The organism is Qipengyuania xiamenensis (genome assembly GCF_019711495.1).
Classification (GTDB): domain Bacteria; phylum Pseudomonadota; class Alphaproteobacteria; order Sphingomonadales; family Sphingomonadaceae; genus Qipengyuania; species Qipengyuania xiamenensis.
On record NZ_JAIGNM010000001.1, the window covers coordinates 1,556,506 to 1,578,598 of the forward strand.

The 22,093-nt window shown below is 65.2% G+C and carries 18 protein-coding genes; 12 read left to right on the plus strand and 6 right to left on the minus strand.

Translation table 11 applies throughout. The features are described from left to right. The 3 genes from K3165_RS07900 (at position 1) to K3165_RS14105 (ending at position 2,990) form a co-directional block, all read left to right on the plus strand. Complete coding sequence (locus K3165_RS07900; protein WP_425594402.1) at positions 1–1,707, plus strand: flotillin family protein; 1,707 nt, start codon at positions 1–3, stop codon at positions 1,705–1,707. A gap of 114 nt (positions 1,708–1,821) precedes the next feature. Further along, positions 1,822–2,826, plus strand: a complete 1,005-nt coding sequence (locus K3165_RS07905; protein ID WP_221548199.1) for an agmatine deiminase family protein — start codon at positions 1,822–1,824, stop codon at positions 2,824–2,826. Between the two features lie 35 nt (positions 2,827–2,861). Then, positions 2,862–2,990, plus strand: coding sequence for a hypothetical protein (locus K3165_RS14105; RefSeq protein ID WP_282098657.1), 129 nt, complete (start codon positions 2,862–2,864; stop codon positions 2,988–2,990). Positions 2,991–3,000: 10 nt separating this feature from the next. Here the strand turns inward: K3165_RS14105 and K3165_RS07910 are convergent, their stop codons facing one another. The 6 genes from K3165_RS07910 to K3165_RS07935 form a co-directional block, all read right to left on the minus strand. Further along, positions 3,001–4,899 (minus strand): hypothetical protein, encoded by a 1,899-nt coding sequence (locus K3165_RS07910; RefSeq protein WP_221548200.1) that lies wholly within the window; start codon positions 4,897–4,899, stop codon positions 3,001–3,003. A gap of 58 nt (positions 4,900–4,957) precedes the next feature. Beyond that, a complete protein-coding gene (locus K3165_RS07915) occupies positions 4,958–5,698 on the minus strand; it encodes a TSUP family transporter (RefSeq protein ID WP_221548201.1) in 741 nt (246 codons plus the stop codon). Continuing rightward, positions 5,699–6,442, minus strand: coding sequence for a sulfite exporter TauE/SafE family protein (locus tag K3165_RS07920; RefSeq protein WP_221548202.1), 744 nt, complete (start codon positions 6,440–6,442; stop codon positions 5,699–5,701). It abuts the gene before it with no gap. Further along, positions 6,439–7,275 (minus strand): metallophosphoesterase, encoded by an 837-nt coding sequence (locus K3165_RS07925; RefSeq protein WP_345720677.1) that lies wholly within the window; start codon positions 7,273–7,275, stop codon positions 6,439–6,441. Before K3165_RS07925 ends, K3165_RS07920 begins: the two co-directional genes overlap by 4 nt. A 6-nt stretch (positions 7,276–7,281) precedes the next feature. Then, complete coding sequence (gene thrS / locus K3165_RS07930) at positions 7,282–9,294, minus strand: threonine--tRNA ligase (protein ID WP_221548203.1); 2,013 nt, start codon at positions 9,292–9,294, stop codon at positions 7,282–7,284. Positions 9,295–9,524: 230 nt separating this feature from the next. Further along, a complete protein-coding gene (locus K3165_RS07935) occupies positions 9,525–11,189 on the minus strand; it encodes an alkaline phosphatase D family protein (RefSeq protein ID WP_221548204.1) in 1,665 nt (554 codons plus the stop codon). Positions 11,190–11,314: 125 nt separating this feature from the next. On the opposite strand from K3165_RS07935, the gene K3165_RS07940 reads away from it, so the two are divergent. The 9 genes from K3165_RS07940 (at position 11,315) to K3165_RS07980 (ending at position 22,062) form a co-directional block, all read left to right on the plus strand. After that, complete coding sequence (locus tag K3165_RS07940) at positions 11,315–11,539, plus strand: hypothetical protein (RefSeq protein WP_221548205.1); 225 nt, start codon at positions 11,315–11,317, stop codon at positions 11,537–11,539. Further along, positions 11,536–12,150 (plus strand): hypothetical protein, encoded by a 615-nt coding sequence (locus K3165_RS07945; RefSeq protein WP_221548206.1) that lies wholly within the window; start codon positions 11,536–11,538, stop codon positions 12,148–12,150. The genes K3165_RS07940 and K3165_RS07945 overlap by 4 nt, the downstream gene beginning before the upstream one ends. Next, positions 12,147–12,338, plus strand: coding sequence for a helix-turn-helix transcriptional regulator (locus tag K3165_RS07950; RefSeq protein ID WP_221427184.1), 192 nt, complete (start codon positions 12,147–12,149; stop codon positions 12,336–12,338). Before K3165_RS07945 ends, K3165_RS07950 begins: the two co-directional genes overlap by 4 nt. 94 nt (positions 12,339–12,432) lie before the next feature. Beyond that, complete coding sequence (locus K3165_RS07955) at positions 12,433–13,518, plus strand: YjgN family protein (RefSeq protein WP_221548207.1); 1,086 nt, start codon at positions 12,433–12,435, stop codon at positions 13,516–13,518. Between the two features lie 3 nt (positions 13,519–13,521). Beyond that, positions 13,522–14,592, plus strand: coding sequence for a M48 family metallopeptidase (locus K3165_RS07960; protein WP_221548208.1), 1,071 nt, complete (start codon positions 13,522–13,524; stop codon positions 14,590–14,592). 40 nt (positions 14,593–14,632) lie between these two features. Continuing rightward, positions 14,633–15,382, plus strand: a complete 750-nt coding sequence (locus K3165_RS07965) for an alpha/beta hydrolase (RefSeq protein WP_221548209.1) — start codon at positions 14,633–14,635, stop codon at positions 15,380–15,382. Then, entirely contained in the window at positions 15,379–16,233 is an 855-nt protein-coding gene (locus K3165_RS14185; RefSeq protein ID WP_221548210.1) for a tetratricopeptide repeat protein, read from the plus strand. The genes K3165_RS07965 and K3165_RS14185 overlap by 4 nt, the downstream gene beginning before the upstream one ends. Then, positions 16,230–17,207 carry an LLM class flavin-dependent oxidoreductase gene (locus K3165_RS07975; RefSeq protein WP_221548211.1) on the plus strand — a complete coding sequence of 326 codons (978 nt, stop codon included), beginning with the start codon at positions 16,230–16,232 and terminating at the stop codon, positions 17,205–17,207. Before K3165_RS14185 ends, K3165_RS07975 begins: the two co-directional genes overlap by 4 nt. A 160-nt stretch (positions 17,208–17,367) precedes the next feature. Then, a complete protein-coding gene (locus K3165_RS07980; protein WP_221548212.1) occupies positions 17,368–22,062 on the plus strand; it encodes an NAD-glutamate dehydrogenase in 4,695 nt (1,564 codons plus the stop codon). The last annotated feature ends 31 nt before the right edge of the window (positions 22,063–22,093 follow it).

Here is a 22,093-nt window from a genome sequence, read left to right on the forward strand (position 1 = left end):
ATGATCGGGGGTGCCACTCTACTCGGCATCATCATCATCACCTTCCTGCTGAAGATGTATCGCCGTGCCTCGAAGGAAATTGCCTTCGTGCGTACCGGCGTGGGCGGCGAAAAGGTCGTGATGAACGGGGGCGCTCTGGTGCTACCGGTCTTCCACGAAACCATGCCGGTCAACATGAACACGCTGGTGCTTTCGGTCATCCGCCGCGATGGCGAAGCGCTCATCACGCTCGACCGCCTGCGGATCGACGTGAAGGCGGAGTTCTACGTCCGCGTGAAGCCCGATGCCGAAGCGATCGCCATGGCGGCGCAGACGCTGGGCCAGCGCACGATGCAGCCCGAAGCCCTGAAGGACCTCGTCGAAGGCAAATTCGTCGACGCGCTGCGCAGCGTTGCTGCCGGCATGACGATGAACGAGCTGCACGAACAGCGTGCCGACTTCGTCCAGAAGGTGCAGCAGGTGTCGTCGAACGACCTCGCCATGAACGGCCTGGAGCTGGAATCGGTCTCGCTGACCGGTCTCGACCAGACGAGCATCGAGCACTTCAACGCGAACAACGCCTTCGACGCCGAAGGTCTGACCAAGCTGACCGAGCAGATCGAGGCGCGCAAGAAACTGCGCAACGACATCGAGCAGGACACGCGCGTGCAGATGGAAACGAAGAACCTCGAGGCGGACGCCAAGAGCTTCGAAATCGGGCGCGACAAGGAATATGCCCGCCTCCAGCAGGAGCGCGAGGTGGAAATCCGCCGCGCCGCGCAGGCCTCGGAAATCGCCCGCGAACAGGCAGAGCGCAGCCGCGAGGCGGACGCTGCCCGGATCGAGGCGAAGAAGCAGGTCGACGCGCAGCAGATCGAAGCCGACCGTCTCGTCGAAGAGGCACGGATCGACCAGCAGCGTGCGCTCGAAATCGCCCGGCAGGAGCAGCAGATCGCGGTCCAGAACAAGAGCCGCGAGGAAAGCCAGGCCAAGGCAGAGGCTGACGAAGCCCGCGCCAAGGCGGTTGCCGCCGAGGAGCAGGTCTCGACCAGCCGCGAAACCGAGATCGCCGAGCGTCAGAAGCGCATCGAGCTGATCGAGGCATCGAAGCAGGCCGAGCGCGACGCGATCAGCGTCCGCGTGGAAGCCGAGGCCGAGAAGGACGCTGCCACCAACCGCGCCGAAGCGCTGCGCCTCGAAGCGCAGGGTGAGGCCGAGGCCGAGAAGCTGCGTGCCGAAGCTGCACGCGTCCGCTTCGAAGTCGAGGCAGCGGGTCAGAAGGCGATCAACGAGGCAGCGAACATCCTGTCCTCGGACCAGATCAGCCTGCAGACCAAGATGGCCCTGCTCAAGGTCCTGCCCGAACTGGTCAAGGAAAGCGCCAAGCCGATGGAGGCGATCGAGAGCATCAAGATCGTCCAGGTCGACGGCCTTACCAATGGCGGCGGCAAGGGAGACTCCGGCGGAGCAGCCAGTGTCGGCGGATCGGGCAACCTCGCGACCGACGCGGTCAGCGCAGCACTTGCCTACCGCGCGCAGGCTCCGGTGCTCGACGGGCTGATGAAGGAACTGGGCCTCGACGGCTCGAGCCTCAACAGCCTGGTCAAGGGCCCGGCAGAGCAGACCGGCGGGTTCGCAGTCGAAGAGGAAGCCGAAGCAAAGGAAGAGCCGAAAGCGCTTCCGGCGAACGGCAAGTCCGACGACAGCGACAAGACCGCCGATGCCTGACCTCAAGGCGCAAGGCAAACGGGAGGGGGCGCTTCGGCGTCCCCTTTTTCTTTGCCCTCTCCCTTGAACCCTTTTTTGTTGCCTGACCTCGGGTCGCAGGCCTAACCGCACCCCATGAACGACACGCCCCGATGGACCATGCCCCCCGAATGGGCGCCGCAGGATTGGCTCTGGATCGGCTTCCCGCACGATGCCGACGAATGGCCCGAGGTTCTCCCGGCGGCGCAGGAGCAGATTGCCGCCTTCGCCAATGCCGTGGCCGAAAGCGGGCAGCAAGTGCGCCTGCTGGTCCGCGATGCGAATAACGAGCAGCGCGCGCGCGACCTCGTCAGTAGCTCTGTGAAGCTGGAACGGCGCGCCTATGGCGATGTCTGGCTGCGCGACACCGGCCCGCTGGTCCTGACCGATGCGACCGGTCATCGCATGGCGCAGCGCTTCGGCTTCAATGGCTGGGGCGGGAAATACCTGATGGAGGGCGACCAGACCATCGGCGCGCAACTCGCTGAAGACGAAGGTCTACATGTCGACATCGGCGACTGGATCCTTGAAGGCGGCGCGATCGATGGCGACGGCACCGGCTTGGTCGCGACTACCGAGCAATGCCTGCTCAACCCCAATCGCAACCCGCAGCTGACCCGCGAGGAGATCGAGGAGCGGCTGAAGTCCGATCTCGGCTTCAACCGTGTGCTCTGGCTCGGAGACGGGCTGATCAACGACCACACCGACGGGCATGTCGACAATCTCGCCCGTTTCGTTGGCGCGAACACGCTGGCCCTGCCCCGCGCGACCGGCAGCGACGATCCCAATGCGGAAATCTATGCCGATGCCAAGGCCCGCGCGGAAGCGGCCGGTGTCGCCGTTGTCGAGATTCCGTCACCGGGCCGTATCACCAGCGGCGACCGGATCGAGCCCGCGAGCTACGCCAATTTCGCGATCACGAGCCATCTCGTCGTCGTGCCGACCTTCGGCAGCCCCTATGACGAAGAAGGCGTTGCGGCGATTGCGGACCTCTTCCCGGATCGCGCCACGATCGGCCTCAGGGGCGACGCAGTGCTCGCTGGTGGAGGCGGATTCCACTGTGCCAGCCAGCAAATGCCGGCCGCCCGGGCCCGAATTTAACCTTTCGTTAGGGTTTCGCACCGAGAATGAGCCGCATGGCAAAAGCTATCGCTCTCGCACGCACGCATGTCCCGGCGCTTCCGCTGCCCGAAATCGCGCGCGCTGCCATCGTGAGTGGTTGCGGCCTCGCGCTGGTCCTCGCCGGTCCCGCGCTCCCCTTCTGACAATCGCCGGTTAGCTTTTTCGCGCTTCGTCCTGGCCGATCCAGGCGAATACTGCCGCGCGCAGTTCCTGCCACTTCACCGCTGCCCACAGGACGAGCGCGCTGAAACCAAGCAGCGCGACGCTGCCCGACCCGAAACCTTCGAAGACATCGCCCAGCGTGAAGGCAAGGAATGGCAGGCCGACGATCAGTCCCGCACGCCGGTTTGCCGCCAGCGCGAACATGGCAATGCCGAGGAAGATGACCAGCGCGCCGAGCAGGGCGAAGTCGCCGCTTGCCGCGAAGTGGAAGAGGTTGGGGACCAGTAGCAGGCTGCCGAGCATGTGGAGCCAGAAGGCCGTGTCCGAGGTTTGCGTGCGCCGCTCGCGATCCGACAGGTCGAGCCAGATGCCGAGCCCTGCGGCGCAGGCACCTGCCAGCAGCAGCCGGATGCGGATGCCGGTCTCGGTCGGTCCAGGAAGGGTACTCGCCGGATCGGTGTTGGCCAGCAGGTCGATGAAAAACACCGGCAGCATCGATGCCGCGGCCATTGCCAGCGCATAAGGTACGCGGTGGCGCAGCGCGAAGAGCACGTTGAGCAGGGCAGCAACAAGGCAAGCGATAATGACGCCGAGCGGTTCGATCCCGTCTCGGAAGCCCGAAAGATCGCGGCCACCGGGATTGATGGCCAGATAGCCGAGCAGGATGCCGGCGATGAATGCCACTGTGGCGAACTGTCCGGCGAGTACGATAGCGGGAAAGGCCATGCGGCGGATACGCACGAAGAACTCGGCCACCGCCCAGGTGACCACGCCCGGGATCAGCAGCGCGGCGAGCGAGCGCGGAAGCCAGTCGGTCGCCAGCTCTCGCTCCACGATGATCCCCGAACTGTGAAGCCAGACACCTGCGAGGATCCACGCGCCGAAAGAGACCGGCAGGAAACCCATCACGACGAAGATATCGTTGAAGCCCGACACCAGCCGTATGGGCTCTTCCTCTGCCGGTGTCTCTTCCGCGACCGGTTTGGGCGGCGGGACGAATTTCCCTGCGCTCGGCAGCTTGGCCCTCAGCGAAGCTGGTACCAGCAGCAAAGCGGCGCGCCGCATGGGCGACCAGAAGGCGGCCATGGCGAGGATGCCGAAACCGAGCGTCAGGCTGACACCGATCAGCCGGGTCTCGAGCGCCAGCCCTTCACCGAGCGAGGCCAGCGCATAGGCGACATAACCAAGGCTGGAGGCCAGCAGCGGCCTGCGGTCGATGATGAGTGCCACCAGCGCGAGCACGGCGACGATGACGAGTACGGGAGCTGCCGCGATGGGCTGCTCGAAGCTCGGCTGGAAACCGCCGATAAGAAAGATGCCGTGCACGAGGAGCGGGGCAGCGAAGATATGCAGCCAGAAACCCATGCCCGAGCGGCGCGTGGTGCGTTCCGGGTCCGACATGTCGGCTGCCATTGCGAAACCGAACAGGACGATACCCGCAAGCAGGCTTTCCCACGGTCCGCTCCCGCCCCATGCAGTTTCGAACAGGTTGCGCATGCCGAGGATGGTCGCGACCGGCGCGGCCACCACAAGCGCACCAGCAATGGGGATGCGGTAGGCTTTCCAGAACCACGCCATGAAGCCGGCAACCACGAAGCCAGCCACGAACTCGAGCAAGGCCGCCGCGACCAGCATGCCGAAGGCTCCGCAGACGGCGAGGACGATGGCGCTGAAGGCAAAGTTGCGCTGCTTGACCAGCGGAATAGCGAGACCTGCGGCCGCTGCCGCAACGGCTGCCCCTGCAAAGGGGCCGGCCGCTCCAAGGATCACGCCCAGCGCCAGCAGCCCCAGCAGGCTGGCGATCCCGGCGAGTATGTCTGCCGCGCCCGTGACGAGCCGCGCATCTTCCTCGTCACGGCGCTGCGCCGCGATATCCATGGTATTGTCCATCGACCCCTCGGTCCCCTGCTTGAGGCGAGAGGCATAGCAGTCCCGTCTTGAGAAAACCCTACCCTTGCAACAACTTCCACACGGCACCCGCCGCCGCGCCGCCCAGCACGAGGGCTACGCTCACCTGCCACTGGCGCGCGGTGACACGGCCGAAAGCGGCATGGCCGAACAGGTCGCCAACGAGGACCGCGGGGAAGAGCAGTAGCGCAAGCAGCACTTCGCGCATTCCGCCAACGCCAAGGGCAACGAACAGGATCGACGACAGCGGCGTGAGCACGAGGAAGATCGCCATCATCGAGGCGCGCGCCGCTCGGGGCTCCAGCCTGCCGCGCAGGTAGAACGGCGCCATTCCCGGTCCGGGCATCCCCGCAAAGCCGCCGAAGAAACCGGTGAAGAAGCCCGACAGGCCCATGGCAGGCTTGCGGGGCATGGCAACCTTGCCGAGCGGCACGACCACCAGCACGAAGGCTCCGAGCGAGACCATTGCTATCAGCACCCGGGCCCAGTCCGCGCTTAGTGTGACGAGCGCCCACAGGCCGAGCGGCATGCAGGCCAGCGCGAGCAAGGTGATCGGGATCGCAGACCTGTCCGCATCGCGACGGATGCGGCCGATATCCGTCAGGCCGATCAGGAAGAGCGAGATATTGCCCACCAGCACCGCTTCCTTCGGCGCGATGGTGAGCGCGAGAACCGGCACGATTACGACCGAGAGTCCGAACCCCGCGAGGCCGCGCACGAAACCGGCGGCGAGCGCAGTGAGCAGCGCGATGGCAATCGCTTCGAGGGGCAGGCCGAGCATCTAGCCGAACGCCTTCCACAGCGCCGCGAGCGCGGCCGCACCCAAAACGACGCCCACGCATATGCGCCAGATCCTGTCTTCGATGCTTCCCGAGGCCTTGTTGCCGAGCCAGTTACCCAGCAGCACCGCCGGGAACAGCAGCACGGCAAGCAGGAGAAGCGACCAGTCGAGCACGCCGATCGCAGCGCCGCTCACCAGCCCGGTGGTCGAAGCGCAGGTGAAGATGAGAAGCATCGAGGCCTTGGCCGTCTCGCGCGGGATGTCGCGACCGACATAATAGGGCACGACCGGCGGGCCGGGCATGCCGGCATATCCGGTCATCAGTCCGCTCAGGATGCCCACGCCGCCGGTAGTCGCCGGATGATGATCGAGCGCGCCTCGGCGGGGCAACAGGATGGCGACGAAGGCCGACAGGGCAATGAAGGCAATCACCACGCGCGCGATGGCGGGCGATGTCATGCTGAGCAGGTACAGGCCGATCGGCGTCGTCACCGCGACCAGCGCAATGATCGCCCACGCCGATTTCTCCGCGCTGCGCAGCAGCCGTCGGATCTCCGACATGCCGATAAAGACCGAGAGGAAATTGGTCAGCAGCACCGCATCGACCGGCGACAGTGCAAGCGCCAGCACCGGCACGATCAGGATGGCCATGCCGAAGCCGGTCAGCCCGCGCACAAAGGCAGAGCCGAACGCGGCCACCAGCGCGGCGACGACTTGCACGAGTGAATATCCGAGGACGATCATTCAGGTGGGCCCAGCGTCACGAGCCACACGTCTGGCGGCGCGCCATAGCGCAGCGGGAGTAGACTGGTGCCAAGTCCCGCACCCACGAAGACCGTCTGCTCGCCGTCGCGTATCATACCGCAGGCGAAGCGGTCGCCAAAGCGCGACATGGTCGAAACCGGCCCGATGACCGGCAGGCTGATTTGCCCGCAATGCGTGTGGCCGGCGAAGACTGCCGAAACCGCACGCGGAAGGTCGGGAACGATATCGGGTGTGTGGCTGACTACCACCGCCGGCCCCGCGCCTAGTGCCTCAAGCGCGGCAAATGTCGCGGGCACGTCGTCGTGGCCAGTAAAATCGTCATCCACCGCGCCGATAAGCAACGGCCCTCGCCGAGCAGCGGCATTGCGCAGGACAGTAATGCCATGACCTTCGAGCGCGGTGACCATCGCGTCCAAATCGACCCAATGGTCGTGATTACCGGGGGCAACCACCACGCCAAAGCGCGCTTCGAACGCTGCGAAGGACGCGGCCACTTCCTCCTCGGAATAGAGCTTCGTCGCGGTGCGTTTCTCGCTGATTAGATCGCCCGCCACGAGGATGAGGTCAGGCGACAGCGCATTCAACTGCCGCGCGATATGCTCCACCCGCGAAGGCGGCATATCGGGCCCTGCCACATGGACATCCGACAGGGCGAGAACCCTGAGAGGCGCTTCGCCCTCCGGCCAGCCAGCCACCGGCACATAAGCCTTGCGCACGATCGGGTCCGCTCGCGCGTTGGAATAGCCGAGCGCGAGGACGAGCAGGCCGGCCAGCACGGCGACCAGCGCCGCAAGTCCCAATCGCCGGATCACGGAAGACTAGTCCCGCAGGTCCGGCGGGGTCGCTTCGGCCTTGAGCATCGCGATGGCTTCCTCGAGCGGCATGACCTTCTGGTGCTGCTGGCCAAGCGTTCGGACGGCAACTGTGCCTTCCTCGGCCTCGCGATTGCCGACCACCAGCAGGTGCGGGACCTTGGCGACCGAGTGTTCGCGCACCTTGTAGTTGATCTTCTCGTTGCGAAGATCGCTTTCCACGCGGATGCCTGCAGCTTCCAGCTTGGCGACCGCTTCCTTCGCATAGTCGTCGGCGTCCGAAACGATCGTTGCGACCACCGCCTGTGTCGGCGCGAGCCAGCAAGGCAGGCGGCCGGCGAAGTGCTCGATCAGGATGCCGATGAAGCGCTCGTAGGAACCGAAGATCGCACGGTGCAGCATGACCGGGCGGTGCTTCTCGCCGTCTTCGCCGACATAGCTTGCATCGAGACGTTCGGGCAGCACGCGGTCGCCCTGGATCGTGCCGACCTGCCAGGTGCGGCCGATGGCATCGGTGAGGTGCCATTCGAGCTTGGGCGCATAGAAGGCGCCTTCGCCTTCCAGCTCTTCCCAGCCGAATTCCTCGTTCATCATGCCGGCTTCCTCGACGGCATCGCGCAATTCCTGTTCAGCCTTGTCCCAGTCCGCATCCGAACCGAGCCGCTTTTCGGGGCGCAGCGCGAGCTTGATCGCGAAGTCGAAGCCGAAGTCCTTGTACACGCCCTCGGCCAGCTTGCAGAACGCACGGACCTCTTCGACGACCTGAGCCTCGGTGCAGAAGATATGTGCATCGTCCTGTGTGAACTGGCGCACGCGCATGAGGCCGTGGAGCGCTCCATGCGGTTCGTTGCGGTGGCAGCAGCCCATCTCGCCAAGGCGGATCGGCAGGTCGCGATAGGACGTGATGCCCTGCTTGAAGACCAGCACATGGGCCGGGCAGTTCATCGGCTTGATCGCCATCCAGTCGGCGTCCTTGGCAACGCTCGGATGCGCACCGGCACCGCTGTCGTCGACCTCGGGCACCATGTCGGGCACGGCGAACATGTTCTCCGCATACTTGCCCCAGTGGCCGGACTGCTCCCACTGGCGGACGTCCATCAGCTGCGGCGTCTTGATCTCGCGGTAGCCCGCGCCGTCCATCTTGCGGCGCATGTATGCTTCTAGCTCGCGCCAGATGCGATAGCCGTTGGGATGCCAGAAGACGCTGCCGTGGGCCTCTTCCTGCAGGTGGAAGAGATCCATTTCGCGGCCCAGTTTGCGGTGGTCGCGCTTGGCGGCCTCTTCCAGCCGCATGAGGTGCGCATTGAGCTGCTTCTTGTTGAGCCAGCCCGTGCCGTAGATGCGCGTCAGCTGCGCATTCTTCTGGTCGCCGCGCCAATAGGCACCGGCGACGCGCATCAGCTTGAAGGCCTGCGGGTCGAGCTTACCCGTCGAAGCAAGGTGCGGGCCGCGGCACATGTCGAGCCAGTCTTCACCCGACCAGTAGACCGTCAGCTCCTCGTTCTCGGGCAGTTCCTTGGCCCATTCGGCCTTGAATACCTCGCCCTCGGCTTCCCACTTGTCAATCAGCTGCTGGCGGCTCCAGACCTCGCGGCGCAGCGGCTTGTCGGCCTTGATGATGCGGCGCATTTCCTCCTCGATCGCGGGGAGGTCGTCCATGGAGAACGGCTCGCGCGTGTCGGGCGCCTTCACGTCGTAATAAAAGCCATCGTCCGTTGCTGGACCGAAGGTGATCTGCGTGCCGGGGTAGAGCGACTGCACGGCTTCTGCGAGCACGTGCGCGAAGTCGTGACGTGCGAGTTCAAGCGCGTCTTCCTCGTCGCGGCTCGTCACCAGCGCGAGCTCGGCATCGCCTTCGAAGGGGCGGTTGATGTCGCGCAGCTCACCATCGACACGCGCGGCGATGGCGGCCTTGGCGAGGCCCGGGCCGATCGCGGCGGCGACGTCGGCAGGCGTGCTGCCGGGTTCCATTTCGCGCACCGAACCGTCGGGCAGGCTGATCTTCAAAAGTTCCGTCATCGTCTCATCCGTTGCTTGTCGAGGCCCATGGCACAACAGGGCGCACGCTTGAAGCGGCGTTTTGGGAGAATTTCGCGATTTCGGGAGGAACGCCTGCCACCCGAAACCGGGTGGCGGCAGCTCGCGTCAGTCCGCGACTACCCGCCCCCGGTTGCCCGAGGTGGTGGTAGTAGTGGTCGTGATGCATGCCTGCGTCATGCAGCCACAGATAGCGGCGAGAGGTTAAATTCTCAACCCGCTTCCAGCTTGCGCGCACCGGCGAGGGTCGAGAGGCGCTTGGTGGCGATCACGCCGGCACCCTTCTCGCGCACGCTCGAGAGGAAGCGGTATTCGCTGGTGGCACGGGTCGGCGTCAGTTCGACGGCCATGTAGCCGCGCTGGGACGCATCCATCCATTGCAGTTCCGGATTACGCTGCACCAGTGCGCCGGCAATCGCTTGCGGCGGGATCTGCGGCAGGAAATTCTCGAACCCAGGCGAGCAGACGGACTGCCCGCCGAACTCCACGCCGACAGCCTCGCCGCCATGCGCAAGATCGAAGGCCCAGGCATTATGCGTGTCGCCCGCAAGGCTAACCAGGTTCGCATCCGCCGCGAGCGCCGCCTCGAACAATCGCGCGCGCGCCGCGGGATAGCCATCCCAGGCATCCATGTTGAGCGGCAGTTCTGCGCGGCTCGCCAATGCGCCGGCGACCACGCGCTCGCGCACATAGGAGGGCAAGTTGTCTGGCAGCGTATCGGTGATCGACGTGGCCGATGCGAGCTTGCCCATCAGCACCTGCTGGACGAGCACCTGCCAGGTCGTGCCGCCCGTTTTGGAGCGTGCGAGCCCTTCCGCCAACCATGCCTGCTGGCCGGCGCCGAGCACTTCGCGGGAAGGATCGGCATAGTCGCCGTCGCGGAAGGCGGTGAGGCGGGCGATTGCTTCTTCAGGCGAAGACGTTCCGCGCAGGAGCGTGTTGTAGTCGAACTGCTGCGAGCGGGCGGACAGGCGGGTTTCGAGACGGAAGAGCGTGGCAAGGTCGCCGACCTCGTATTCCGCCCATGGCTCGTCCGATACCGGCATCCATTCGCGATAGGCCTTCATCGCCGCGCGCTTGCGTACCGACCAATCGCCTTCAGTGTCGCTCTGGTGGTTCTGCGCGCCGTCCTTCCAGCTGTCGTTCGCGCTTTCGTGATCGTCCCAGCCGGCAATCATCGGATAGAGCTGGTGGAGGCGCTGGAGGTCGCGGTCCTCGCGGTAGAGTGCATAGCGCGCGCGGTAGTCCGCCAGCGCCACGGTTTCCGATTGCGGATCGAGCAGGGCGCGGCCCGGCAATGTCTCCGCATCCGAGGGGTAGGTGCCTTGGGGGTATTCGTAGAAATAGTCGCCGAGATGGAGCGCACAGTCGAACTCGTTCGCCTCGGCGGCGTGGCGGTAGGCGTTGAACCAGCCGAAGCCGATGTTCGAGCAGGAGAATACCGCCATGCGCCAGCTTGCGGTCGGCCCTTCGGGCAGCGTCCGCGTGCGGCCCATGTCGGACACCGATCCGTCAGGGGCGGTGAAGCGGAAATAGTACCACTTGCCCGGCTCGAGACCTTCGGCCGAAGCCTTGCAGCAGAAATCATTGGCGGGCGAGGCGGTGACTTTCCCCTCGGCCACCACGCGGCGGTTCGCGTCCGCCTCCATCACCTGCCAGCCGATCTCGGTGTCCTGCGCGGCGACATAGCGCGTCCAGAGGAGCGTGCGGTTCTTTCCCGGTTCGCCGCTCGCAACGCCGTGCGTGAAGCCGGTTGCCGTTGTCCGCGCGGCCAGCGGCGCCGCGACGAGACCCGCCCCCGCCGCCGCTCCCTTGAAGAGCGACCGCCTGTCCAGCGCGGGCATTCCGGGCGACTGCGGCGGTTCGGTCAAAGACATTGGGGGGCTCTCCTCTCACTCGCCCCATGACTGCGCCCGATGTCGGCTTCGTGACAAGCAGAATTCGCGATGACGACAAGCACACTGTCCATGTTGGAAAGTAAGCTTGACATGGCTGCCGAATCATGACAAACAAGCTTTACATCAAGAAAAGGACGCTTGCCATGAAACAGATCCATCTCTCCCTGCTTGTCGCCGCCGCCATGATCGGCATCGCCGTACTCTCGGTCTATGAAATCGTGCCGCAGGAGGTGGCGCAGTTCTCGCCCTTTCTCCTCCTCGCCCTCTTTCCCGGCGCATGGCTGGGTTCTGACCGGTCCTGCAATCTATTGAAGAAGAGCAAGGCATGAGCACCGAGGCGAAGCGCGGCTTCACCCGCACCGTTCCCTTCTGGGCCGGGCTGGCGTTCGGTACCTTCGGGGCGGTTATGGGCCTCGCGCTTTCGGACGCCATTAATGCGGCGACAGCCCTCATACTGATGATCGTTCCCGCGGGCCTGTTCTTCCAGACCATGCGGGTCGCCAACACCACCGCCGCCTGCAGCGGACGCGGGGAGGCACAGCGCCTCTACGTGAAGCGGGTCGCCATCTTCGCCTCGACCTATCTCGTCGTCATCGCCCTGCAGGTCAGCCTGCTCGGCGGCGACGAAACGACAGAGGCCTCGCTCGCCGCTCGCGCGGCCCTGTCGGTCATGCCCGGCCTCGCCATCTGCGGGATCTTCTGGGCCATCGGACGCCTGATCCTCGACGAGAAGGACGAGTTCATCCGCATGCTGATCGTGCGTCAGACGCTGATCGCGACCGGCTTTGCCCTCGGCTTTGCAACCATCTGGGGCTTCCTGGAAGCGGGCGAAGTGGTGCCGCACATCCCTGCCTACTGGTTCGCGGTCGCCTTCTTCGGCGGCCAGTTCATCGGTGCTGTGTCCAACCGCATCACCCATGGTTCGTGGGGTGCGCTGTGAAGAACCGCCTCAAGGTCCTTCGCGCCGAGCGCGACTGGAGCCAGCAACATCTCGCCGACCTGCTCGAAGTCAGCCGGCAGAGCGTCAATGCGATCGAGACCGGGCGCTATGACCCCTCGCTCCCGCTCGCCTTCAAGATCGCCGATGTTTTCGAAATGGCGATCGAGGAAATCTTCCAGCGCGACTAGCCGATCACGCGCTTGACTTAAGCGACCCTTAAACCGCATGTCGTACCCGGACGGGATTTGAATACGACATCGAGTTTGGGGGTCGCTTTTTAACATGCATTACGAAAACATGCAGGCCGACAGTGCGTTCGGCTTCGACGGCACATGGCAGGATTTCGCGAAGATCGCTCTGCCGAACCTTCTGCTGACCATCGTCACACTGGGGATCTACCGTTTCTGGGCGACCACCCGCGAGCGGCAGTACCTGTGGTCGCACACGCGCTTCGTCGACGAGCGCCTCGAATGGACCGGCACCGGCAAGGAGCTGTTCGTCGGCTTCGTGCTTGTCATGCTGCTGTTCGCGCTACCGGTCTTCGGCATCCAGTTCGTTTCGCAGGCACTGGTGATGCGCGGTTACGAGGCGGCCGGCGTGCTTCTCGGCATGCTCCCGCTGTTCGCGATCTTCTACCTCACCGGCCTCGCCCGCTTCCGCGCGCTGCGTTACCGGCTCTCGCGCACGCGCTGGCGCGGTATCCGCGGGGGCAGCAACAACCAGGGCCTCGGCTATGGCGTTTCCTATATGTGGAAGACCTTCGTCGGCTACCTGGCGATCGGCCTTCTCATCCCCTGGTCGATGACCAGCCTGTGGAACGAACGCTGGGGCAAGATGAGCTTCGGCCCCTACGAGTTCAACGCGCACGCGGATTCGGGCAATATCTTTGCGCGTTTCCTGCTGTTCTACCTCTCGCCGATCATTTTCGTCGTGGGCGGCGTGATCGCTGCGGCAACCGGCGGACTGGCCGGATATGGCCTTGGCGGCGAGGAAGGGGCCGGCATCGGCGCCATGGCCTCCTTCTTCATCCTCGCGATCTTCTTCTACTTCGGCCTCGGCGTGATCGCGGTGGCTTTCTATGCCAAGTTCTACCGCGAGGCAGTCGGATCGACGCATTGGGAAGACCTGCACTTCTCCTTCGAAGCCTCCACCATGGACTGGATCAAGCTGCTGATCGGAGACGTGCTGATCGTCATGTTCACGCTCGGCCTTGGCTTCATCTTCCTGAGCTATCGCCACTGGAAGTTCATGATCGAGAACCTCGAGGCGAGCGGTGACATCCTGCTGGACGACCTCACGCAGTCGACCACCAAGACGGCCAAGCACGGCGAAGGCCTGCTCGACGCTTTCGACATCGGGGCCTTCTAACCGATGGAAAGCAGCTTCCGCACACCGGCCCAGTGGTACGATGGCCATAATGCCATCCGCCACGAGGGCGAGGCCCTCTGGGACGGCAGCGGTACGCTGTCGCTGCGCGGCTTTTCCAGCGAACTGACCCTGCCTTTCGCCGATCTCGAATTCGGCGAGCACCGTGGCGGGGAAATGGTCTATCGCCGGGCGAGCGAACCCGACTTCCGGCTGATCCTGCCCGAAGACCTGCCACCCGGCCTCGCAGCCAAGCTGCCCGAAAAAAAGGTCTATGGCGGCTGGATCGACAAGGTCGGTCTGGGCAAGGCCTCGGCCGCGTTCGCGGCGGTCAGCGTTGCCGCCGTGGCGCTGTTCCTGACTGCGCCCGACTGGCTCGGCCCGCGGGTTCCGCATAGCTGGGAGCGCAATCTGGGCGACGCCATGGTCGGCGATTTCGGCAACCGGCTGTGCAGCACGCCCGAAGGCGATGCCGCACTGGCGAAGCTGCTCGATGCCGTCGATCCAGACGAGCAACAGGTCCGCGCGGGCGTCGCCAATATCGGCATGGTCAATGCAGTCGCGCTGCCGGGTGGACAGGTGCTCCTGTTCGACGGTCTCGTGCAGGACGCGGAAACGCCCGAAGAACTCGCCGGAGTGCTCGGCCACGAAGTCGGCCACGTGCGCGAACGTCACGTGATGACGGCCCTCCTACGGCAATTCGGACTGTCGATCCTGTTGTCGGGTGCCAATTCGGGCGTCGGGGACACGGTCTTCGGTCTCGCCTCGATGGGCTATTCGCGAGACGCCGAACGCGAGGCGGACGAATTCGCCCGCGAGCGCATGGAGGAAAGCAGGGTCTCGCCGCTGGGTGCAGCGCGCTTCTTCGAGCGTATCGGCGGCGATAGCGAGGCGGAAGAGGATTCGCTGGTCGGCTGGGTGGCGAGCCACCCCGCTCCGCGCGAACGCGCCAAGGCATTCCGCAAGGCCGCCGAGGGCAAGACCTTCGCCCCCGTGCTGACGGCGCAGGAATTCGAAGCGCTCAAGTCGATGTGCGAGGATGATCCCGACGTCGAGGAATTCGACTTCTTCTTCTAGCCCTTGCAATCGCGCGCTGCCCATCCGACAGCGTCACGCCATGAACGATATCCGGTTTCACGAGATGGCCGATGGTCGCAGGATCGCTTTCCGCCATGCCGAAGGGCGCGGGCCGACGCTCGTCTTCCTGCCCGGCTACATGTCCGACATGGATGGCGGCAAGGCGACCGCGCTGTTCGACTGGACCAAGCAAAACGGTCGCGCCTGCCTGCTGCTCGACTATTCGGGTTGCGGGCGCAGCAGCGGCGACTTTGCCGACGGCACGCTGTCGAAATGGCGCGGCGAAGTGCTCGAACTTGTCGAGGCATATGTCGAAGGCGAAGTCGTGGTCGTCGGCTCCTCCATGGGTGGGTGGCTGATGCTCCTGGTCGGCCTGGCGCTCGGCGCGAAGCTGGCCGGGATTGTCGGCATCGCCGCGGCTCCGGACTTCACCGATTGGGGATATTCGGACGCGCAGAAGGCGCAGATGGCAGGGGGCGAGACGGTCTACGAAGTCAATCCCTACGGCCCCGAACCGACGCCGACCTACGCCGGCTTTTTCGCCGACGGACAGGCCCGGCGCCTGCTCGACAGTACGATTGCCATCGACGCACCGGTCCGCCTCATCCACGGCCAGCGCGATAGCGATGTGCCCTGGCAGATCAGCCAGCGCCTTGCCGACGCGCTGCGTTCGGACGAGGTTCAAGTGACCTTCGTCAAGGACGGCGACCACCGCCTGTCGCGCCCGCAGGATATCGACCTGCTGCTGCGTACGATCGGCGGACTGCTAGACCTTTCGGAGACCACGTGACCGCAACTCTCCTTCCCGCCTTCCTCCTGCTCATGCAGGTCGGCCCCGACCCCTCTGCAGGCGGCATGCCTGGCCTGCCGGACGAGCTGGCCAACCGGCCCGAGCGTCCCGGGGCGAGCGAGCCGCAACCCCAGACAGATACGCTCGCCACCTGCCTGCGTATCGCATCCTCGGACCCGCAGGCGGCGCTCGATCGCGCACAGGCGTGGCGCGAGGAAGCGCAGACCGATCTCGAATTCGCACAGTCCGCGCATTGCCTTGGCCTCGCGCTAGTGCAGCAGGGCCGGCTCGGCGAAGCCCGCCGTGCTTTCGAAGTCGCGAGCGGCGAAGCTCCGGCGGACAACCTCTCCTATTCAGCACGACTTGCCGCGATGGCCGGCAATGCCGCGCTTGCATCGGGTGATCCCGAGGGCGCCTTGCCGTTGCTCGATCGCGCCGGCGGACAGGCGCTGGCCGCAAACGACGGGGCGCTCGCCGCAGATCTCCGCGTCGATCTCGCCCGCGTCCTCGTAAGGCTGGACCGCGAGGAAGATGCCGCGATGGCGCTAGCCGAGGCACGCGAAGCCGATGGCGACGATCCCGAGGCGTGGCTGCTGTCCGCGACCCTTTCCCGCAGGCTCGAACGCCTCGGCGAGGCACAGGCACAGATCGAGCGGGCTGCACTGCTCAACCCGCGCAATCCGCAGGTAGGCCTTGAAGCCGGCGTGATCGCCGCCATGTCGGGGCGCGAAGGAGATGCACGCGCCAGCTTCCAGTCGGTGATCGACGTTGCGCCCGGCAGCCGCGAGGCCGAACGTGCCCAGCGCTATCTCGACCAGCTCGCGCCAGAAGAGGACAACTTCCCCGAATGACCGCTTACTCGATCCTCGATCTCGTTCCCGTCCGCGAAGGGGGGACGCTGGGCGAGGCATTCGAGGCGGCAACCGGCCTTGCCCGCGCCGCCGAAGAGGCAGGCTGCAAGCGCTACTGGGTAGCAGAACATCATGCGATGGAAGGCATCGCGGGCGGCGCGACGTCGGTCGTGCTCGCGCATGTCGGCAATGCGACCAGCACCATCCGCATAGGGTCGGGCGGCATCATGCTGCCCAACCACACGCCGTTCCAGATTGCCGAGCAGTTCGGCACGCTCGATGCGCTCTTCCCCGGGCGGGTCGACCTCGGGCTTGGCCGCGCGCCGGGAGCAGGCCCCGAACTCCAGCGCGCCTTGCGCAAGGACCTGCACAGGGCGGCAGAAATGTTCCCGCAGGACGTCGTCGAACTGATGGCTCTGATGGCGGGTGACGGCGAGATTCATCCGACACCGGGACGCGGGGCAAAACCGGAGTTCTGGATGCTGGGCTCGAGCCTGTTCGGCGCGCAACTCGCCGCGCGGCTCGGCATGCCCTACGCCTTTGCGAGCCACTTCGCGCCCGACCATCTCGACAGCGCGCTCGAAGTCTATCGCCGCGATTTCCGCCACAGCGAGGTGGGCCAGAAACCGCATGTGATGGCGGCGATGAACCTTTTCTGCGCCGATACCGAGGAAGAGGCAGAAACCCTCGCGACCTCGCAGATGCAGGCTTTCGTCGCCCTGCGCACCGGCAAGCCGTCGAAGCTCAAGCCGCCCGTCGAAGGATATCGCGACCAGTTGCCCGCTCCGGCACAGGCCATGCTCGCCCATATCGGTCAGGCGAGCGCCATCGGAACACCGGAGCAATGCGCCGAGGCGGTGCGTGCATTTGTCGAGCGCACCCGGACGGACGAGATCATCTTCGCCGGGCCGACCTTCGATCCGCAGGCGCGGATTTCTTCGCTGCAAAAGGCGATGCGCGCACTGGCCTCCTGACGCTACGGAAAGGACGCCGTGCATAGGATTGCAAAAATGCGCGCGAGTTGCCTTGAAGTGGTCCGACAACAGGCCTAATCGCCCTCCAGACCGTCGCATTTGACGACTCGGAAATTTCCCGGCGCCGCACATATCGTGCGCCGCAAGCGAGAGGCCCCCGATGGGTTCCAAGACCGCCACTACCCCCGCCGCCCAAGCAAAAGCCCTCGCGCAGCACATGCGCGATTCCATGCTGCCCGGGGACACGCCCTTCGATCCCGCACGCCTCAAGGACGCCGCGGCATTCGTCACCGAAGCCGCGCAGCAGCGCAAGTATGGCGAAGTGGCGATGGCGGTGGAATCGGTCACCGAAGGACACCGCTACACGCGTATCGCGATCATCAACGACGACATGCCGTTCCTCGTCGATTCCACCGCGAGCACGATCGCTGCGCTCGGCATCTCGATCGACCGCCTCGTCCACCCCGTCGTACCGGTAGAGCGCGCCGATGACTGCTCGCTGGCGACCATCCGAGAGGGCGAGCCGGAAGACGCCTATTGGGAATCGATGATCTATCTCGAAACGGCGCGCGTCGATGCCAAGCAGCGCCGCCTGCTCGAAGAGAATCTCGAAAAGACGCTGGCCGACGTCCGCGCCGCAGTGACCGACTGGCCCAAGCTGCAGGAACAGATGCAGCAGGATGCCGCCTCGATCGATGACGACGAAGGCAAGGCACTGCTCGAATGGCTCGATTCCGGCATGTTGACCCAGCTCGGCCATGTCGTGCGCATGCGCGATGGCGAGCAGACCGGTGCATTGGGCATCTGCCGCGCAGGCGAACCCGAACTTCTGGTCGATGCAAGCTTCGAGCGCGCCTTCAAGTGGTTCGAAGGCAAGGGCGAGAAGCGCAATCCGCTGATCATCAAGGCCAACCACCTGTCGCGCGTGCATCGCCATGTTCCGCTGGACCTGTTCATCGTGCCCCGCCGCGAAGGCAAGAAGCTGGTCGCCCTATCGGTCCATGCCGGTGTCTGGACCAGCGCTGCACTGGCCGCTCCGCCGCGCGGTGTGCCTGTCCTGCGCGAACGTCTCGACCGTATTCGCGACAAGCTGAATTTCGACGAGGGCGGTCATGCCGGCAAGGCGCTGGTCCACGCCATGACCGCGCTGCCGCACGACCTTCTGATCGGTTTCAGCGAGGAAGATTGCGAGCGCGTGGCTACCACCATGATGGGCCTCGTCGATCGTCCGCGTCCGCGCCTGGCGCTGGTCGAGGCTCCGCTTGCCCGCCACCTGTTCGCTTTTGTCTGGCTTCCGCGCGACATGCTGGCCACGCAGGTCCGCCTGCAGATCAAGGCGCTGCTCGAAGACAATGCCGCTGCCCGCCTGCTCGACTGGAGCCTCGAGGTGGAAGGCGGCAACCTTGCCATGCTGCGCTTCGTCCTCGACATTCGCGACGGCGCGAAGGCGCCCGATGAAAAGGCGCTCGAACAGCAGCTCCAGACCCTGCTTCGCGGTTGGAGCGAAGCGGTCGAGAACGAACTTCTCGACATGGTCGAAAAGGGCCGCGCCGCTGCGCTTACCCTTCGTTTCGCAGAGCATTTCCCGACTTCCTACCGCGCCCGTTTCGGCCCGCGCGAAGCGGCCGAGGACATCGCCCGCCTGCGCGCACTCGGCATCCATGCGGACGATGACGAGGACGGCGATGCGCCCCACCGCGGCGCCCGTCTCTACTTGTGCGAGCGCGAGGAAGAGGCCTGCCTGCGCCTTAAGCTCTACCAGGCCGAAGGCAGCCTGCCGCTGTCGGACGCAGTGCCCGTGCTCGAGAATTTCGGCTTCCACGTGCAGGCCGAGACCCCGACCGTGCTCAACGAAGGCATGTTCGGCACGATCCACGATTTCGCCCTGCAGATGGCGCCCGGCGTCAAGGCCGAGGACCTCGTGGCGCGCGCCGAAGAGATCGAGGAAGCGGTTGCTGCCGTGCTCAACGGCCATGCGGAAAACGACGTCTTCAACCGCCTCGTCGCCGATGCCGGGCTCGATGCCGACGAAGCGAACTGGCTGCGTGCTTTCTATCGCTACCTGCGCCAGGCGGGGATGGGCTTCACCATCTACACCGTGGTCGACGCGCTGGCGAAGAACCCGGACATCACCCGTGCGCTCATGGCTTTGTTCAAGGCGCGTCACGATCCCGAGTTCAAGGGCAATCGCGAAGAGGCCACTGCCGAAGCGCAGACTTCGATCAGGCGCGGCCTCGCCAAGGTCAAGGCGATCAACGACGACCGTCTGCTGCGGCTCTACAACTCGCTGATCGACGCGATCCTGCGCACCAACTCCTTCGCCCCCGCAGCGAACGAGGCGCTCGCGTTCAAGATCGACAGCTCGCTGGTTCCGAACCTGCCCAAGCCGATCCCCTGGCGCGAGATCTTCGTCTATTCGCGCCGCGTCGAGGGTATCCACCTGCGCGCAGGACCTGTCGCCCGCGGCGGCCTGCGCTGGTCCGACCGGCGCGACGACTTCCGCACCGAGATCCTCGGCCTGATGAAAGCCCAGCGCGTGAAGAACGCGGTGATCGTGCCGACCGGCGCGAAGGGCGGCTTCTATCCCAAGCAGCTCCCCGACCCCGCGCTCGACCGTGATGGCTGGGCTGCGGAAGGCCAGGCGAGCTACGAAGTCTTCATCCGCACGCTCCTGTCTGTCACCGACAACATCGTCGACGACAAGGTCGTGCACCCCGAAGGCGTGGTCATCACCGACGGTGAAGACCCCTATTTCGTGGTCGCCGCCGACAAGGGCACCGCACGCTTCTCCGACGTTGCCAATGCGATTGCCGAGAACCGCGACTTCTGGCTCGACGATGCCTTCGCTTCGGGCGGCTCGAAGGGTTACGACCACAAGGCCATGGGCATCACGGCCAAGGGCGCATGGGTATCGGTCCAGCGACACTTCCTCGAAATGGGGATCGACGTGCAGACCGACACGATCCGCGTCGCCGGCTGCGGCGACATGTCGGGTGACGTCTTCGGCAACGGCATGCTGCTGTCGAAGGCGATCCAGCTGGTCGCAGCCTTCGACCATCGCCACATCTTCCTCGATCCCGATCCCGATCCGGCGAAGAGCTGGAAGGAACGCCAGCGCATGTTCGACCTGCCGCGTTCGAGCTGGGAGGATTACAACCCCAAGCTCATCTCGCGCGGTGGCGGCGTCTTCCCGCGCGATGCGAAATCGATCAAGCTGTCCAAGGCAGTGCAGTCGATGCTCGGCCTCGAAGTCAAGGAAATCGAGCCCGAAGCCCTGATCTCCGCAATTCTCAAGGCGCAGGTCGACCTGATCTGGTTCGGCGGCATCGGGACTTACATCAAGGCCTCCACCGAGAATAACGTCCAGGTCGGCGATCCCGCCAACGATCCGCTGCGCGTCGATGCAAAGGACCTGCGCGCCCGGGTGATCGGCGAAGGTGCGAACCTTGGCACGACGCAGGCAGGCCGCATCGAGTTCTCGCTTCATGGCGGACGCTGCAACACCGACTTCATCGACAATTCGGCAGGCGTCGATTGCTCGGACAACGAGGTCAACATCAAGATCGCGCTCGCCGCTGCCAAGCGTGCGGACAAGCTGACCGAACCCAAGCGCGTAATGCTGCTCGAGGCGATGACCGACGAGGTCAGCGCGCTTGTCCTCGAAGACAACCGCCTGCAGGCGCTTGCCCTGTCGATCGCCGAGATCGGCGGCGCGCGCTCGATGGCGCCGCAGCTGCACCTGATCGAAACGCTCGAGGCGGGCGGCAATCTCGACCGCCGCACCGAAGGGCTTGCGGACAACCAGACACTGCAGCGCCGCGCTGCCGATGGCATCGGCCTCACGCGGCCCGAGCTGGCCGTGCTGCTGTCCTCGGCCAAGCTCGTGCTGCAGGACGCAATCGAGCACAGCGACCTGCCCGACGATCCGATCCTCGAGGACCTGCTGCTGCGCAGCTTCCCCGAGCCGATGCGCAAGAAGTTCAAGACGCAGATCGAGAACCACCGCCTGCGTCGCGAAATCATCGCGACCAAGCTTGCCAATGCCATGGTCAACCGCCTCGGCATGATCCACCCCTTCGAGCTCGCCGAAGAAGAAGGCGTCGAATTGTGCCAGGTAGCCGCGGCGTTCGTGGCGGTGGCGCACCTCTTCGATGTCCGCAGCCTGTGGACCGATCTCGACACGGCGAAAATGGACGAAAGCGCGCGCCTGCTCATGTTCGACAGGCTCGCCGCCGCGACCGCCAACCTCATGTCGGACGTGCTCCGCACGAGCGCCGGCTCGGTCAATCCGAGCGCACTCGTGGAAGAGCTCGGCAAGAACGTCACCGTGCTCATCAACTGCTCGGACGAACTGCTCGGCCGCGAACTGAAGAGCCAGTCGGCGGCGCAGAAGGAAGTCTTCACTGCCGCCGGAGCGCCCGAAGCGATCGCAACGCGCGTGACCCACATGTTCGACCTCGACGGGTCGATCGGTCTTGCCCGCCTCGCCGCCGATACGGAAATCGATCCCAAGCTGGTGACGCGCGGCTTTACCGCGATCGGCGCACGCATGGGTATCGACTGGGCACAGAGCACGGCGGCGAAGATGAATTCTTCCGACGTGTGGGAGCGCCTCCTGGTGTCCAACCTTGCGCGCGATTTCCAGCAGATGCGGCTCGAATTGCTGCGCCGTCTTTCGCGCCGCAAGGACGCCAAGGAAGACATGCCGCAGGTCGTGGCCAACTGGGCGGAAGACCAGTCGGTCGCGATGACCCAGTTCCGTACAATGGTCGATCGTGCGCAGGCCGAAACGCCTGTCGCGGCGGCGATGCTGGCGCAGATTGCGAGCATGGCGCGCAACCTGCTCGCCCGGTGATCTGCCTCTCTTTGCTTGACCGCGCGGGCGT